The sequence below is a fragment of the Bradyrhizobium sp. Pha-3 genome, assembly GCF_042258615.1.
Taxonomy (GTDB): Bacteria; Pseudomonadota; Alphaproteobacteria; order Rhizobiales; family Xanthobacteraceae; genus Bradyrhizobium.
In genome coordinates this window covers 8,622,920-8,638,850 of the sequence record NZ_CP170152.1, presented here as the reverse complement: position 1 = coordinate 8,638,850, position 15,931 = coordinate 8,622,920, and the positions used below count along the sequence as shown (strand labels likewise).

12 protein-coding genes are annotated in these 15,931 nt (G+C 64.8%); 6 read left to right on the top strand and 6 right to left on the bottom strand.

All coding sequences use genetic code 11. The annotated features are described in order from the left end of the window. Window positions 1-37 precede the first annotated feature (37 nt). From ACE10Z_RS40365 to ACE10Z_RS40340, 6 genes are all read right to left on the bottom strand, one after another. Window positions 38-1,534 carry a sugar ABC transporter ATP-binding protein gene (locus ACE10Z_RS40365; protein WP_375785649.1) on the bottom strand — a complete coding sequence of 499 codons (1,497 nt, stop codon included), beginning with the start codon at window positions 1,532-1,534 and terminating at the stop codon, window positions 38-40. Beyond that, window positions 1,531-2,628 (bottom strand): hypothetical protein, encoded by a 1,098-nt coding sequence (locus ACE10Z_RS40360; protein ID WP_375785648.1) that lies wholly within the window; start codon window positions 2,626-2,628, stop codon window positions 1,531-1,533. The genes ACE10Z_RS40365 and ACE10Z_RS40360 overlap by 4 nt, the downstream gene beginning before the upstream one ends. Then, window positions 2,625-4,748, bottom strand: a complete 2,124-nt coding sequence (locus ACE10Z_RS40355) for an ABC transporter permease (protein ID WP_375785647.1) — start codon at window positions 4,746-4,748, stop codon at window positions 2,625-2,627. The genes ACE10Z_RS40360 and ACE10Z_RS40355 overlap by 4 nt, the downstream gene beginning before the upstream one ends. 78 nt (window positions 4,749-4,826) lie before the next feature. After that, the gene (locus ACE10Z_RS40350; RefSeq protein WP_092122674.1) at window positions 4,827-5,843 is read right to left on the bottom strand and encodes a sugar ABC transporter substrate-binding protein; all 1,017 of its coding nucleotides are present in this window, start codon (window positions 5,841-5,843) and stop codon (window positions 4,827-4,829) included. Window positions 5,844-5,884: 41 nt separating this feature from the next. Continuing rightward, entirely contained in the window at window positions 5,885-6,856 is a 972-nt protein-coding gene (locus ACE10Z_RS40345) for an ABC transporter permease (protein ID WP_375785646.1), read from the bottom strand. A gap of 19 nt (window positions 6,857-6,875) precedes the next feature. Continuing rightward, the gene (locus tag ACE10Z_RS40340; RefSeq protein ID WP_375790041.1) at window positions 6,876-7,583 is read right to left on the bottom strand and encodes a TetR/AcrR family transcriptional regulator; all 708 of its coding nucleotides are present in this window, start codon (window positions 7,581-7,583) and stop codon (window positions 6,876-6,878) included. A gap of 416 nt (window positions 7,584-7,999) precedes the next feature. Here ACE10Z_RS40340 and ACE10Z_RS40335 point away from each other — a divergent pair, with 416 nt between their 5' ends. The 6 genes from ACE10Z_RS40335 (at window position 8,000) to ACE10Z_RS40310 (ending at window position 15,929) form a co-directional block, all read left to right on the top strand. Beyond that, window positions 8,000-8,770 carry an STN domain-containing protein gene (locus ACE10Z_RS40335; protein ID WP_375785645.1) on the top strand — a complete coding sequence of 257 codons (771 nt, stop codon included), beginning with the start codon at window positions 8,000-8,002 and terminating at the stop codon, window positions 8,768-8,770. Continuing rightward, entirely contained in the window at window positions 8,767-9,495 is a 729-nt protein-coding gene (locus ACE10Z_RS40330) for a TonB family protein (RefSeq protein ID WP_375785644.1), read from the top strand. Before ACE10Z_RS40335 ends, ACE10Z_RS40330 begins: the two co-directional genes overlap by 4 nt. Before the next feature lie 348 nt (window positions 9,496-9,843). Further along, window positions 9,844-10,386 (top strand): RNA polymerase sigma factor, encoded by a 543-nt coding sequence (locus ACE10Z_RS40325; protein WP_375785643.1) that lies wholly within the window; start codon window positions 9,844-9,846, stop codon window positions 10,384-10,386. Between the two features lie 196 nt (window positions 10,387-10,582). Then, window positions 10,583-11,833, top strand: a complete 1,251-nt coding sequence (locus tag ACE10Z_RS40320; RefSeq protein ID WP_375785642.1) for a FecR domain-containing protein — start codon at window positions 10,583-10,585, stop codon at window positions 11,831-11,833. A 353-nt stretch (window positions 11,834-12,186) separates the two neighbouring features. Then, window positions 12,187-13,884, top strand: a complete 1,698-nt coding sequence (locus tag ACE10Z_RS40315) for a ShlB/FhaC/HecB family hemolysin secretion/activation protein (RefSeq protein ID WP_375785641.1) — start codon at window positions 12,187-12,189, stop codon at window positions 13,882-13,884. Beyond that, window positions 13,884-15,929 carry a DUF2341 domain-containing protein gene (locus ACE10Z_RS40310; RefSeq protein WP_375785640.1) on the top strand — a complete coding sequence of 682 codons (2,046 nt, stop codon included), beginning with the start codon at window positions 13,884-13,886 and terminating at the stop codon, window positions 15,927-15,929. Before ACE10Z_RS40315 ends, ACE10Z_RS40310 begins: the two co-directional genes overlap by 1 nt. Window positions 15,930-15,931 lie beyond the last annotated feature (2 nt).

The following is a 15,931-nucleotide window of genomic DNA, read 5'->3' as shown; positions in this document are numbered from 1 at the left end:
AGCGGCGAGCCGGCCGCGACGCATGGGCGTTGAGGCGTCAATGGATCGCCGCATACATGATCTTCTCCTCGGTCGCCTCGACCGCGGAGAATTCCTCGACCACCTTGCCCTGACGCGAGACCAGGATGCGGTCGGAGAGGGCCATGATCTCGGGCAAATAGGATGAGATCACCACCACCGCCTTGCCCTCATCGGCGAGCTGGTTGATCAGCTCGTGGATCTCGACAATGGCGCCGACGTCGACGCCCCGGGTCGGCTCGTCGAAGATGATCAGCCCGGGTTCCTGCACCAGCGATTTGGCGATCACGACCTTCTGCTGGTTGCCGCCTGACAGCTCGACCACTTTGGCCTCGTCACCGATGGCGCGGACCTTGAGCCGCTGGGTCCAGGTCTTGCCCACGGTGTTGGTCTCACGCCGCGACAGCATCATCCGGCCGGCGGGAAACTTCGAGAGCAGGCCGAGATAGATGTTGCGGGCGATCGAGGCGGTCTCGAAGAAGCCCTCGACCTTGCGATCCTCGGTCACATAGGCGATGCCGGCCTTCACCGCCGGCGCCGGAACCCGGTAACGCACCGGCTTGTCATGCAGCAGGATCTCGCCGCCGTGGAAGAAGTCGCGCTTCAACACGCCGGATACGATCTTGAAGGTCTCGGTGCGGCCCGCGCCGACCAGGCCGAACACGCCGGTGATTTGTCCGGCAAACACCGACAGCGAATTGTTCTTCACCATCGGCGCCATCTTGAGATTCTGCACCGTGAGCACGCGCGCTCCGGCGGGCCGGACGTTGGTCTTCCTGGCGCCGTACAGCGTGTTGGAGAGGTCGCGTCCGACCATCGCCTGCACGATCGCGGCCCGGTCGAACTTCGCCGCGTCGTCGGTGATGACGTGCTTGCCGTCGCGCAGCACGGTGATGCGGTCGGCGAGCAGCAAGGCCTCTTCCAGCGCATGCGAGATGAAGACGATCGAGACGCCGCGCTTCTTGAGATCACGAACGAGGTCGAAGAAATATTTCTTCTCTTCCGGCGTCAGCGACGCGGTCGGCTCGTCGAAGATGATGACCTTGGCCTTGTGCAGGACCGCGCGCGCGATCTCCACCATCTGCTTCTTGGCCGCGCCGAGCCCGCTCACGGTCGCGGTCGGCGTCACGTCGAAATTCAGCGACTGCAGGAATTGCTGGGCGGCGATGTAGATGCCGCGCAGCCGGTTGTAGAACTTCTCCTGCCCGAGAAACAGGTTCTGCGCCACGGTCATGGTCGGCACCAGGCTGTTCTCCTGGAACACCATGGCGATGCCGAGATTGCGTGCCTCGAGCGGCGTACGCGGCGCGACGTCGGAACCGTCGACCGTCATGCTGCCCGAGGTCAATGTCACGACGCCGGCCATGACCTTGGTCAGCGTCGACTTGCCGGCGCCGTTCTCGCCGACCAGTGCGTGGATCTCGCCGCGGCGAAGGTCGAAGTCCACGCCTTCGATGGCGGGCACGCCAGCGTAGAGTTTGGTGGCCTTGCGCAGGGACAGCACGGTGTCGCTCATGAGCCGACCTCCTCGGCAAGCCCGGCGAGGGGCAGTTTCAGCACGCGGCCCGGTCCCTTGGCGATCAGCACAAGGTCGCTGCCCAGCTCGAGCGCTGCGACGACGCCATGATTGACGCCGTCGACCCGGCTGTGCAGCGAGTAGAGCGGCTTGCCGTCTTCGCCCAGCCTGATCACGAGGCCGTAGGAGCGCGGCGGCGCCCACGGCTTGATGACGCCCATCGTCTTGATGTGCGCGCCCTGCATCGGCTCCTTGAACGAGAAGCCCGAGCGCAGCCGCGGCGCCACCCAATAGGCCGGGTCGATCTCGGCCATCATGCGGCGCCGGTAGGCCGGCTCGCGCAGCACGAATTCGATCAGCTGGGTGCGTGCGGTGAACGCCGTGAGCCAATAGCCGCCGCCCGCAGCCTTCGACAGCCGCGACGGATACACCGGCAGGTGGCCGAGCACGACCTGCGGCGGCCTGCCATCCGCGACCAGCACGAGACGATGCCGCCAGCTCTCGCTGACCAAGACGCCATCGCCGCGCGCGCAGGCGCCGAAGGCGTAGCCGAGCTTCGAGGCCAGCGGCTTCACCGATCGGGTCCTGGGATCGAGCCGGAACACGCGGCCGCTGCGGTTGAGCTCCATCAGGTCGCGCGTCCAATCGTCGACGCCGCAGGTTGTCGAGCCATCGGTCGCGATCAACGCTCCGTCGTCCGCCAGCGTCAGCGCGTTGATCGCATTGAAGGCGGCGTCGCTGAATGTCACGCTCGGCTCGCCCGATGAGGGATTGGCGTAGAGGCGCACCTCGCGGCCGCCGAGCGCGACCGCGAGGCCGCCATCGGCGAGCGCGCAGAGCGCCGAAATCGGCTGCTCGAAGCTGCGCAGCTCGGTCGCAGCGCTGCCGTCGAGCCGCAGCAGGCGCCGGCCGTCGGCGACATAAAGATTGCGGCCATCGCTCGCGAGGTCCTCGGGCGCCTCGCACTCCAGCAAGGTGGTCGCTGCCTCCAGTTTCTGGTTCGGCTTGAGCGCGCCGTCGAACGACGGCACGGTGATGGTGGCCTCGCCGCGGCCGAGGAAGCGGTTGGCGAATTCCCTGACGGCCGCGATCACGACAGCTTCCCCCAGCGCTTGTCATACTGCACGTAGTTCGGGTCGGCGTTGTCGAGCTTGTAGCGGCCGATCCGGTTGTTCATGATGCCGCCGAGATAGAGATAGCCGCGATGCTCGCGCATCGAAGTGATCATCGGATGGTTCTCGCCGCGCAGGTCCCAGAACGATTCGAGGATCTTGCCCTGCTCGTTGAACTTGACCACGCAGCCGGTGTTGATGTTCGGGAACAGCCATTCGTCGACCGGGACGCGCTTGGCCATGCGGCGGCGGAAGCCCGGCATCTTCCAGGCGAGGTCGAGCGAGGGGCTGCGCATGCCGACCAGCGCCAGCCAGTAATTGCCGTCGGAGGCGAGGTTGATGTTATCGGGGTAGCCCGGCAGATTGTCCATCACGACCTCGACCTGACCCTTCTTCGGCCCTGCGAACCACAGCCGCTTGATCGAGCAGCCGAAGGTTTCGGCGAACAGGATCGACTGGCCGTCGCTGGCGACGCAGATGCCGTTGGGGAATTTGAGGCCGCGCAGCGCCGTATGGGTGGCGCCGGTCTTGGTGTCGTAGCAGATGATGCGGCCGTTGCCGCGCGCCTCGAGACCGTCGATCGGCCATTCGTCCATCTCGTAGCGCACGGTGGCTTCCGAGAAGAAGATCAGGCCGTCGTCGGTGATGTCGAGGTCGTCGGCGAGCCGCAGCCGGCTGTCGTCATTCACCGAATGCATGCTGCGGTTGGTTTCGTCGGTCGCCTTCTCCACGGTGCCGTCGGGTGTGATCCGGTACAGGCCCATGCCGCCGATGCAGACATAGAGGTTGTCGTGCTGGTCGAAGGCCATGCCGAGCGGCTGACCGCCGATATGGGCGAACACCTCCATGCGCTGATAGTCGGGCGCGAAGAAGCGCATGATGTCGCCATGGCGCGAGCCGGCGTAGAGGTTGTTGTTGCGGTCGAGGATTACGTCCTCCGGCGCCTCGATGCGGCCGAGGCCGATCAGTTCGACGTCGCGCAGCTTGTCGTTCTGCTCGAACGGGCCGCCCTGGCCGATCTCGGTCGGCGGAGGCGGCGGCAACGCGTGATAGGTCGGCGCGACATAGACCTTGCTGATGATGCGGGTGCGGTTCTTCTGCCAGCGGATGTCGACCATCGCGGCGACCAGCAGGATGCCGGCGAGCGCCATGCGGTTGATGCCGCCGCGCGCATTGAGCGTGGTCAGGCCATTGGTGATCAAGAGCACGATCAAGACGCCGACCAGCGATTTGGCGACCGAGCCCTTGCCGCCACCGAGCGTGATGCCGCCGAGCACGGTCGCGGTCAGCACGATCACCTCGAGGCCGACGCCGATGTCGCCGCCGACGGTGCCGAGCCTTGCCGCGAAGAACAGCGCGGCGATGCTGGTCAGCACACCGCTCGCGACATAGCACAGCGCGATGGTGCGGCGAACCGGAATGCCGGAGTTGTAGGCCGAACGGCGCGAGCCGCCGATCGCGGTAATGTGCCAGCCCGGGCGCAGCCGGGTCATGAAGATGTGGCCGAAGATCGCGATCGCGATGTAGACCAGCGCGACGCTCGGAATTCCGAACACGTCGCCGCCGCCGATGAAGTTCCAGGACGGGATGTCGGGAAAGGCCGCGGCGATCGAATTGGAATAGCGCTGGATCAAGAGATCGAACGCCGAACGGTAGATGATCAGGGTGATCAGCGTGGTGATGAAGGCGCGTAGCCGAAGGTATCCGATCAGGACGCCGTTGACGGCGCCGAGCAGCGCGCCGCAGGCGAGGGTGGCGACCACCACCGCAGGCACCGGCCAGTTCAGCACGTCGAGCAGATAGAGCGCGCAGAAATCCGTCAGCGCGAAGATCGAGCCGACCGACAGATCGATGCCGCCGACGATGACGACCAGCGCCATGCCGAGCCCGATGAAGCCGATCTCGCCGGCCTGCCGCGCGGTGTCGGCAAGGCTCGCCGGCGACAGGAAGTGATCGATGGAGCGGCTGAGCGCGAAGCCGACGATCAAAAGCAGGATCACCGGAATGGCGGTCTCGGTCCAACGCTTTGACAGGATCTCGCCGAGGAGATGATCCGGCCAATAGCGGTAACGCAGGCTCGTCAAGGTGTCGCGCATCGGCATTCCAGCAAGGCGTTCGATTTTTCGGAGATCGACGTCCCGGGCGGAGCGCGCCCGGGACGTCAGGCGGACGTGGCCGGGCTATTTCTTCAGGTCACTGAGGTTCCAGCAGGCGGTCTGGCTGTCCGCGTTCTCCTTGGTGATCGGAATCAGGGTCGTGTATTCCGATCCCTTGATCGAACCGGCCTTGGCGCCGGACGACAGCAGCCATTTGATGGTGCCGGCCATCTGCGCGGCCTGGGTCGGCACGTCGTAGCTCAGGTTGAGGTCGAAGGCGCCGGACTTCACGAGTTCGCAGGCGCCCTTGCGCTCGCCGCCGCCGGAGGTGGCGACGAACACCTTGCCGGTCAGACCGGCTTCCTTCACCGCGGCCGCGGTGCCGATGTCCATGCCGTCCCAGAAGCCGACGATGCCGCAGAGATCGGGATTCTGCTTCAGCACAGTCTGGGTGATCGCCTTGGCCTTTGCCGCGTCCCAGTCGGCCGCCTGGCTCGAGACCACCTTGATCTCGGGATGCTTGGCGAGCACGTTCTCGACGCCCTTGAGCGTGTAGGCGCTGGCAGCGGCCGAGAGCGCGCCCTGCACGATGGCGATCTTGTTCGACTTGCCCTGGCAGGCCTTGACCACGGCCTCAGTGTCCTTCTCGCCGATCTCGATCCAGTTGGCGCCGACGAAGGCCGAAGAGCGATAGGCCGATCCCATGTTGATCTGGATAACGTAGATGCCTTCGTTCTCGGCGCGCTGCAGCAGCTTGGCGTAGGTCTGCACGTCCGGATTGTGGATCACCATCACGGCCGGCTTCTCCGAGATCAGCGAGGTCACCGCCTGCGCGCCGGCATTGGTGTTCCAGTTGGGATCGCGGATCTCGAACTTGACGCCGAGGGGCTCGAGCTCCTTCTTCATGCCGGCGTACCAGCCTTCGGTGAGGTCGAAGTTCATGGCGACCGGAACGTAGGCCACCGTCTTGCCGGCGAGCGCCTCCTTGAACGGCTTCTGGAACGGCTCGTCGAGGCCCTGCTGGGCCAGAGCCGGGGCGGCGATGGCCGCGAGTCCGAGCGCTGCGGCGATCACCTTGGCAGTCCTGACAGCGTACTTCATTGCTTCCTCCTTGGTCGTGATTGATCGTTCTTTGACTTGGTTCAGATGTCGCCCTGCTGTGCCGTTTCTTCGTTGCGCGGATTCAGGAATGAATCCGTGATGACGGCGAGCAGCAGGACGACGCCCTTGACGAGGTTTTGGCCGGCGTAGGAGATGTCCATGATGGTCATGCCGTTCAGCATGGTGCCGATCAGCAGCGTTCCGATGATGACGTTGAGCACGCCGCCGCGGCCGCCCGACAGGCCGATGCCGCCGAGCACGACGACGAGAATGACGTCGTAGATCAGGGTCGAATTGAAGACCCGGGTCGGCATCGAGTTGACCGACGCAGCCATCACGAGGCCTGCGAAGCAGCCGATCAGGGCCGCGACGACGTATTGCAGCACGATGATCGGCCGCGAGGGGATGCCGGTGACGCGGGCCGCATAGGGATTGTCGCCGATCGCGTAGATATAGGCGCCCCAGCGTGTCTGGCGCAGCAGGAAGGCGACCACCACGCAGGCGATCGCAAACATCACGATCGAGGTCGGAATGCCGAGGATAGTCCCCTGTCCGAGCCGCTCGAAGCCTTTCATGCCGTCGCTCCACTGCACGACGTCGAGCTGAAACAGCGCGGCCTGTCCGAGCCCGGCGAGCAGCAGGCCGGTCGCCAGCGTCGCAAACAGCGAAGGGACCTCGGCGTAGGCAATCAGCCAGCCATTGACCAGGCCGAAGGCGATCGTGAGCAGCACGGCCGTCAGCAGCGAGGCCGGCAGCGAGTGGCCGTTCTGCACCATCTGCAGCACGAGCCCCGGAGGCACCGCAAGGGCTGCGATCAGCGAGATGTCGATGCCGCGGCCGATCACGACCAGCGCCATGGCAAGCCCGAGGATGCCGAGCACCGCCACGTTCTGCAGCAGCGTCAGCATGTTCTCCGGTGTCAGAAAGCCGCGCAGGAAGATCGAGAACGCCAGGAAGAGCACGGCGAATACGGCGAAGACGATCTCCTGTTGATTGAATCGCAATCGCTTCATTGCCTCGTCCTTCCTGCTTCTATGGCTGCGCCGTCGGCCTGGATCGCGTGCGGGAGCCGGTCGCGGCGCGGCCGGGCCGCGTTCTGCCGGCGACCGCGGCGTCGACGAAGGCGCCGACGGCGTTGATGTAGGCCTCGATCGAGGTGCCGCGTCTGCGGTACTTCGCGCGCTTGACGTACCAGTCCTGCAACAGCGGCTTGATCAGCGAGGCCGTCAGCGTGACCTGGTCGATTGCAAACACCCCGCTGGCGACGCCCTGCTTCAGGACATCGGCGATGATCTTCTCGGTCATCACCTCCATCTCGATGGCGCGTTGGCGCTCCGCGGGCGGAAACGATTTCGCTTCCATGAAGGAGAACACGAACCAGGGCTGCATCGCCTCGCTCATGCGAACATGGGTGGCGATGATCCAGTGCAGATGCTTGCGCGCATCCTGCTTCACGCTGGCTGGCGGTGCGGTGAGCACCTCGGCGGCCGTCTCGGCGACCTCGCCGAGGATCATCGAGAGCAGCGTCGGCTTGCTGTCGAAATAGGTATAGAGGCCGCCCATGCTGAGGCCGGACGCCTCCGCGAGCTGGCGCAGCGTGGTGGCGTGAAAGCCGTGCTTGTTGGAAAGCGTGAGCGTGGCGCCGATGATGCGCGTGAGGTTCGGAACGGCGAGATGCGGCTTCTGGACCCGGATGGAATCCCGATGGCGTTCGAGGATGCGTGCGCAAAGCACGTCCATCGCGAACGCATTCGTCCCCGGCCGCTGACGGGCGAGACCCACGTTGCCTCCCTGGCTATGTCCCCGGACCATTTCATTTCGTGGTTCCGGGCCGGGCTTTACGCCCTTGCCTAATTCGTAGCCCACGAACCGGCGTTCGGAAAAGGGGTATGTGCAAATTTTCTGAGAGAGCGCTCGCTCGTTTTTCGCCCGCGCCGCTTCGCTAGCCTGGAGCTCGGCGCCGCGCCGGCGCTGTTCGGGAACTTTTCGCGCTGAAAGGTCAGCACAAATTCCCGGCACCCTGGCCGATCGTGTTGCCGGTTAGACGGCCGTCACATTCCAGATATAAAGAACGCAGGTTCGCTGGCCGGAAGGCTAGCCCGCGCAGACATGCTGGCCGAATTCCACCCGCGGTCACTTTGGGCCGAAGCAAGGTTATGACGGCAGTTGGATCACATGGTGCATGCGCGCGCGCTGCGATCGGCGCTAACCCTCCGGGAGCCTCCGCAACGTCGCGGTATCTGTTCGGGATTTGTGCTGCGCTCCTGATCGGCAGCATCTGCGCGGTTGCCGCGCAGCAGCGCGACACCGTCGCGGCATCCGCAGCGATCGAATTCAACATCCCGGCCCAGCAGCTTGCCAGCGCGCTGCAGGCTTATGGCGAACGAACCGGCGTTCAGGTGCTCTATGAGAGCAATTCTGCGACCGGCCGGAAGTCGGCGTCGGTCGAAGGCAGGCTCACGCCCGAGGATGCGTTGAATTTGCTGCTGACGGGAACAGATCTGAAGGTCCAGTACATTCGTCCGGATGCCATCACGCTTGCTTCGCGTGCCGTGCGCGCCGACCATCCGCCGGCGAGCCCGCTTGTGACCGCGGATCTGTCGCTCGGCACGCTGCAGGTGCGGGCGAGCAGTCACGGCAACGACACCGGCGCGCTGCGCGACTACAGCGAAAGCCTGCAGCTCGACCTTCAAAAGGCGCTGCAGAAGAATATCGGGTCTCGCGGCGGCAGCTATCAGCTCGTCGTCGATCTGTGGATCGATCCCTCGCGCACGATCCAGCGGACCCAGCTGTTGCGCTCGACCGGCGATCAGAACCGGGATGCCGCCGTGACCGCGGCGCTGCAAGGATTGACCGTCAGCCGAACCACGCCTGCGAATGCGTCGCAGCCGGTGCGGATCGCGATCCGGGTGAAATCGTTCCAATGAGTGCCGACGACAGCAGCGGAGCGGATGGCGCGCGCGGATTGAGCCCGATGACCCGGCTGTTTCATCCCGAGGATCCGGGCGCCTGGACCTCGGGCGAGGTGTTGCGTCTGCTCCTGGTGCCGGCGATCGCAGCCCTGTTGTTCGTCGGTGGAATTTACTGGATTCGGTTGCAGCCGCCGGCCGGACCGGCAAGCCGGGAGCAGAGCTCGATCGTGCAGGTTCGGTTGCTGCCGAGCCCGTCGCCTGCGCCGATTCCGGTTGCGCCGGTGTCGCAGCCGCAAACCGCGACCGTCGCCAGCCGGACTGACGTGTCGCCGGAGAGTTCCGAACCGCCGCTCGACAATCTGACCGCAGCCCCGGCGCGGGAGCCGATGCCGGCGGAGCCGGCCGTGCCGAGCCTGCGTCCGACGCCGTCGCCGGCCGATGCGCCGCCCAACAGTGTCGCCGTGAAATTTCAGCAGGCGCTGCTTCGTCACGTGGCACGCTACCAGCGCTATCCGAACGCGGCGCTGCCCGGGCGGCTGCACGGAGCGGTCGAGACGCTGTTTTCGATGCGGCGAGACGGCACCCTGCTTGAGGTCTGGGTCAAGACCAGCTCCGGACAGGCCGTGCTCGACAAGGCCGCGGTCGATGCGATCCGGAGGGCGCAGCCGCTGCCACCGATCCCGTCGGCCCTGCCTGACCGGCTCAATATTCAGATCACCCTGGCATTCGGCCCGGACTGAACCGACTCGTTTCGCTGTCCCGAGCACCGGTTCATTGTTTGGATGTGACGCCGATGCGCTAGTGTCCCGAATCCGAAGTTCGTATCATTCGCCGCACCTTCGGAGCGAACTTCGGATTCGATAAGGACACTAGCAAACTTATGTTTCTAGTGTGCTTTATGAATGCGAAGTTCGTGAAAGCGGCTGCCGCGAGATCGCACGAACTTCGCATTCAGCACACTAGCTTGCGTGTCGTTCGGTGTCGACTTGTTGCCGTCATAAATGTGTTGTGCGCGGCCGATACGAGATGGGCAGCTTCAAGAACAATTCAATCTGGATATCGGGCTGGTGTCTGGGAGGCCGCGGAACGTGGCTGAAATCAATCGAGTGCGGCTGCGGGGCCAGCTTGCAGACAACTACGACGGGCTGGTCAAGAAATTGACGCGCCGTCTGGGATCGTCGGACTTCGCGTACGAAGCCCTGCACGAGACGTTCCTGCGGCTGGAGCGGGTCACTGACGCCGTGCCGATCCGCAGCCCCGCCGACTATATCTTCCGTATCGCGATCAACATCGCCCGGGATCGCCAGAAGGCGCAGAATCTCCGTGTCAGCGCGGCCGAAATCGATTCATTGCTCGACGTCAGCGACAACGGACCGAGCCCGGCGCGAATCGTCGAGGCGCGCTCCGATATTGATGCTTTCAAGCGTGCGCTGGCCGAATTGCCGGAACGGCCGCGCGATGTCCTTTATGGTATTGCGATCGAGGGACGGACGCCGAGCGATGTGGCTACCCGTCTCGGTGTCAGCGTGCGAACGGTGGAAAGTGATTTGAAGTTGGCCCTGAGCCATTGTGCCAATTGCCTCGACTATACTCTGATCCGTCGTCTCGGCGGTCCTCGTCCCCGTTCGTGATCGAGTTCGCCGCGGCCGCGCCGCGCGCCCTCAGGCGCAGCGGGCCGTCGAAATTTGTTGCGGGAACTATTTCCAACGACTGCAGGCGCTTGGTCTGAAATCAGGGGTCACAAGCTGCAGGAATTTCAACCTCTGTTCTGCGGGATAGCGGGCTTTCCGTCGTCTATAGAGTAGAGAGCGATCTCGGAAGGACCGTTTGGGTGCCTGGGAAAGGTTCGCTGGAAGTGTTGAGCAGCTTGAAGACACGTGTAGACCTGATCGGCCCGGCATGCGATCGCCGCGAGGCCTTCCGGCGCGCGACGCGGCGCAAGCTGCGATTGCCGGATGTTTCTGCTTGCGTTGTGCGCAACGGCCGATTGCGGTGCCCTGCTGCCGTCGGAATCGTCTATATAGCGACCTTCGCTATGTGCTCGACGCGATCGGGAGGTTGAGGTTTGGCGAGCAGGGTGATGAGCGATCCGTCGTGACCGAGCCGACCCGCACTTCCGGGCCCGATCCGTTGCTGGATGAGGCGCTTGACTGGGTTGTTCGGCTGAAAGCCGGTGCGCCGACACGCGCCGACGTCGATGCGTTGCAACGCTGGCGCGCGCAAAGTCCCGACCACGAGGATGCCTTCAGGGCGGCTGCCCGGCTGCTCCGCAGCGCCAGCGCCGCGGCAAAGGAGCTTGCCGACGAACAGGCCGCCGCGGCGCCCGTGGTGGCGTTGCCGCCCCGGCCATCACGCCTCTTGACGCGCCGTATCGTGCTCGGCGGCGCGATCGCGGCCGCGGCCGGCTATGTGATGATCCGTCCGCCACTCGACATGTGGCCCTCGATCGACGAGCTCTCGGCCGACTACCGGACCGGAAAGGGCGAACAGCGCAAGGTGATGCTGGCGCCCGACATATCGGTCGAATTGAACACCCAGACCAGCCTGGCGCTGCGGCCCACGCCGAACGAGACGCGAGTCGAATTGATTTCGGGCGAGGCCTCGGTGGTCGCCCGCAGGTCGTCGTCGACGCCGCTGGTGATGCTGGCCCGCGACGGGCGCATCAGCGCGCTGCAGGCCGATTTCAACGCGCGCTGCCTCGACGGCGTCGTGTCGGTGACATGCCTCGATGGCATCGTCACCGTCGAGCAGGACGGCAGCTCGGTGCAGCTTCGCAAGGCCGAACAGGTCACCTATTCGCGCGCGGGACTACAGGCATCGCTTCCGGTCGACGCCAGGCAGGTCGCGGCCTGGCAGACCGGATTGTTGATCTTCCGCGACCGGCCGCTGGCGAGCGTCGTGGACGAAGTGAACCGGTACCGCGCCGGAAAAATCATCATCACCAACGCGGAACTGAAGCGCCGGCTCGTCAATGGCACATTCCAGGTCGACAAGCTCGACAATTTTGTCGCCCAGGTCGAGCAACTGTTCGGCGCGCGGATCACATCGCTGCCTGGCGGTGTGGTGCTGATGAGCTGACCTGGAGCGTTTTCGAGCGAAGCCTGTCCCGCACTTGATGCGGGATGGATACCGGTTCGTGCGAAGAAAACGCGTCAAGAAGATCTAGAGCCGCGCTCCGCTTCGATCGGAACGGGACTCTCATCGAACGAATCGGCACCGCGCGCTCGATTTCCTAACAAACCAAAAATTTGTTTTGCGATGCCGCAGATTTTTTTGCGGGTTTGCGTTCGCCCAATCGTCTTCAGAGTAAGGCGTCGTCATCGCGACCTTCCTGTCGCAATGGCGCGCGTCTGCGCGAAGTAAGTGGGACGTCTGTGCGTAGTCGAAGAGATCATCGGGTTTTCGGGCATCGTCAGCGATGCCGGATCGGGTTGTGTGTGTCGGCTGCGGCACTCACCGTGGTTGGCTCCGTAGCAGCCATCGTTCCGGCGCGCGCGGCGAAGGAAGCAGCGAAAGATACGGCTACGGCCGCAGCGCCGGCGGCGGACAAGCAGCCGGCGCAGGCGAATGCACCGGCGCAAAAGCCGTCGGCGCCGCTGCAGCGCTTCGACATCGACGACTTTGCCGTGCAGGGCGCCGACAGGCTGCCGCAGGTCGAGATCGAGGAGGCGATCTATCCCTTCCTCGGTCCGGGCAAGACCTCGGAGGACGTCGAGAAGGCGCGGGCCGCGCTGGAGAAGGCGTATCACGACAAGGGCTTCCAAACCGTCAGCGTCGCGGTCCCGCAGCAGAACGTGACGGGCGGCGTGGTCACCCTCAAAGTGACCGAGCTGAAGGTCGGACGCCTGCGGGTGAAGAATTCGCGTTATTTCGATCTCGACCGAATCAAGGACAGTGCGCCTTCGCTGAAGGAAGGCACCGTTCCCAATTTCACTGATGTCACCAAGGACATCGTCTCGCTCAACCAGTGGCCGGATCGCCGCGTGACTCCGGCGCTGCGTGCCGGCGTGGCACCAGGCACCGTCGACGTCGACCTCAATGTCGAGGACAAGGCGCCGTTCCACGCCAGCCTCGAAGCCAACAACCGGCAATCGCCGTCCACCACGCCGAGCCGCGTCTCCGCCACCGTGCACTATGACAATCTGTGGCAGCTCGGGCATTCCCTGAGCTTCACCTATCAGGTCGCGCCGGAGCGCCCGAGCGACGCCGAGGTGTTCTCCGGTTCGTATATGGCGCGGATACCGAACGCCGATTGGCTCAATCTGCTGTTCTCCAGCGTGAAGTCGAACAGCAACGTCGCGACGATCGGCGGCACCAACGTGGTCGGCCCCGGCACCATCATCGGCGAGCGCGCCGTGATCACGTTGCCGACGCGCGAGGGCCTGTTCCACACGCTGTCGGTCGGTATGGACTACAAGCATTTCGACCAGACCGTGAAGCTCGGCACCGACGGGTTCTCGTCGCCTGTCACCTACTATCCCGTTGTCGCGACCTATGGGGCGACGTTCCAGCAAGAGAAGTTCACGACGCAGTTCAATGCCGGTGTCACCTACAACATCCGGACGCTGAGCAGCCCGTGGGACGAGTTCGACGCGAAGCGCTTCAAGGCCTCGCCGAGCTTCACCCACCTCAACCTCGACGTCTCGCATACCCAGGAGCTGCCGGAAGGCTTCCAGCTCTACGGCAAGGTGCAGGGGCAGATTGCCGACGGTCCGCTGGTCTCGAGCGAGCAGTTCAGCCTCGGCGGTCTCGATACCGTGCGCGGCTATCTCGAATCCGAGGTGCTCGGCGACAACGGCGCGGTCGCCAATTTCGAGCTGCGCACGCCCAATGTCGGCAGCATGCTGCAAGGCGAGCTCAAGAGCGAAACCGGCGACGGCAAGCCGCGCTTCATCACCTTCAACGATTGGCGCTTCTTCACGTTCTTCGATGCCGGCTACGCGTCGATCCAGCAGCCGCTGCTCGATCAGCAATCGTCATTCGTCGAATGGAGCTACGGCCTCGGCACGCGATTCAAGACCTTCGAATATTTCAACGGCATGGTCGCGCTTTCGATGCCTGGGGTCACTCAACAATACACGCACGCAAACAGTCCGCGCGTGAACTTCCGAATCTGGGGTGAATTCTGATGGGGATGGGTCTTACTCTCGAGCGACGCACGCGCCGGCCGGCACTGCGCCGAAGCATTGCGAACGCCGTGACGGCATTGTTGTTCGGGCTGGTCGCCCTGATGGCGTCGCTCGCGCCGGCCAATGCGTGGTGGAACGACGAATGGTCGCTGCGCAAGAAGATCACGATCGATGCCAGCGCGTCGGGCGCCAACGTCACCGATCCGATCGGCGGGGTGCCGGTGCTGGTGCGGCTGCATGTCGGGAATTTCCGGTTCAGTGCGGCGAAGGACGACGGCAGCGATCTGCGGTTCGTCGCCGGTGACGACAAGACGCCGCTGAAGCATCACATCGAGAAGTTCGATTCGCTGCTTGGCGAGGGCCTGGTCTGGGTCGCGGTGCCGAATATCGCGCCGGGCGCGCGGACCGATATCTGGCTCTACTACGGCAACAAGAAAGCGCTCGCGACCAGCGACCCCAAGGGCACTTACGACCCGGATACCCTGACGGTCTATCACTTCAACGAGCGCGGCACGCCGGCGATCGATTCCTCGGTATGGGCCAACAACGCCCAAAGCGTCGGCCAGCCGGCGGACGGCTCGCTGATCGGGACCGGCTTGCGACTCGACGGCCGCGCGCCGGTGACCGTGCCGGCCTCGCCGTCGCTCGCGTCGCCGGATGGTGCTGCGCTGACCTGGTCGGCCTGGATCAAGCCGGCCGCCTTGCAGCCCAACGCCGCGCTGTTCAGCCGGCGTGACGGCGCCAACGCGCTGGTGATTGGTGTCGATAATGGCAGCCCGTTTGTGGAGGTCACCAATGCGGGCTCCGTGCAGCGCTCGAGCGCCGGAGCGCCGGTGGCGGCCGGCAGCTGGCATCATGTCGCCGTCGTTGCCGGAAACGGACAGGTCACGCTCTATCTCGACGGCGTATCCTACGCAGCGCTCAGCGCGAACCTGCCGGCCCTCAACACCGTTGGCCTGATCGGAGGAGACTCGTCGACCTCCAGTGCCTCTCCGATCGCGCCTGCGACGGCCCCGTCCGCAGCAACACCGTCAGTGCCCCCTGATGCGTCGGCTGCGGACGGTGGCGCCGCGCCCGCGGCGGCGCCGGATGCGGCGGCAACGGTGGCACCGGCGCCGGCGCCTGTAGCCGCCGCGATGGCCGGCTTCGTCGGCGACATCGACGAACTGCAGATCAGCAAGGTCGCGCGCCCCGCCGGACTCATCAAGGTGATGGCGATCGGGCAGGGCCCCGACCAGGCCAAGCTGATAGCTTTCAGCGTCGACGAAGAGACCGCAAGCTGGCTGTCCGGCTACTTCGCGGTGATCCTGAAATCGGTGACGCTCGACGGCTGGGTGGTGATCGGAATTCTGCTGATCATGGCTGCGATCAGCTGGGTCGTGATGTTCGACAGGGCCTCGTATCTCAGCAAGCAGGCCAAGGCGAATGCTCAGTTCATGAAGGGGTTCCGCGAGATCGCGGCCGATCTCACCATGCTGGATCGCGGCGATGCCGACGAGATCTCGACGCTGGGCGGACGCCTCACCGAGGCCGACGCCAAGATGATGCGCTCGTCCTCGCTCTATCGCATCTATCACATCGGCGCCGCGGAAATCCGCCACCGCTTCAGCAACTCGCAGCGCGCTCCGGTGCTGTCGGCGGTCTCGATCGCGGCAATCCGCGCCGCGCTCGATAGCGGCGTCGTCAAGGAGATGCAGCGGCTCAACCGCCTCATGGTGGTGCTGACCATCGCGATCTCCGGCGGACCGTTCCTCGGCCTGCTCGGCACCGTGGTCGGCGTCATGATCACCTTCGCGGCGATCGCGGCGAGCGGCGACGTCAACGTCAACGCGATCGCGCCCGGCATCGCCGCGGCGCTGGTGGCAACCGTCGCCGGTCTCGGCGTCGCCATCCCGGCGCTGTTCGGCTACAACTACCTGATCTCCCGGATCAAGGACCTGACCAACGACATTCAGGTCTTCGTCGACGAGTTCGTGACCAAGATGGCGGAATTCTATTCCGCCGACCGGCCGGACCCGATCGAACACCGCATCGCCGCGGAGTAACG

Coding starts and splice junctions, on each gene's coding strand:
- ACE10Z_RS40365 (WP_375785649.1), bottom strand. CDS start 1,534: ATGAGCGACACCGTGCTGTCCCTGCGCAAGGCCACCAAACTCTACGCT.
- ACE10Z_RS40355 (WP_375785647.1), bottom strand. CDS start 4,748: ATGCCGATGCGCGACACCTTGACGAGCCTGCGTTACCGCTATTGGCCG.
- ACE10Z_RS40350 (WP_092122674.1), bottom strand. CDS start 5,843: ATGAAGTACGCTGTCAGGACTGCCAAGGTGATCGCCGCAGCGCTCGGA.
- ACE10Z_RS40345 (WP_375785646.1), bottom strand. CDS start 6,856: ATGAAGCGATTGCGATTCAATCAACAGGAGATCGTCTTCGCCGTATTC.
- ACE10Z_RS40340 (WP_375790041.1), bottom strand. CDS start 7,583: ATGGACGTGCTTTGCGCACGCATCCTCGAACGCCATCGGGATTCCATC.
- ACE10Z_RS40335 (WP_375785645.1), top strand. CDS start 8,000: ATGACGGCAGTTGGATCACATGGTGCATGCGCGCGCGCTGCGATCGGC.
- ACE10Z_RS40330 (WP_375785644.1), top strand. CDS start 8,767: ATGAGTGCCGACGACAGCAGCGGAGCGGATGGCGCGCGCGGATTGAGC.
- ACE10Z_RS40310 (WP_375785640.1), top strand. CDS start 13,884: ATGGGGATGGGTCTTACTCTCGAGCGACGCACGCGCCGGCCGGCACTG.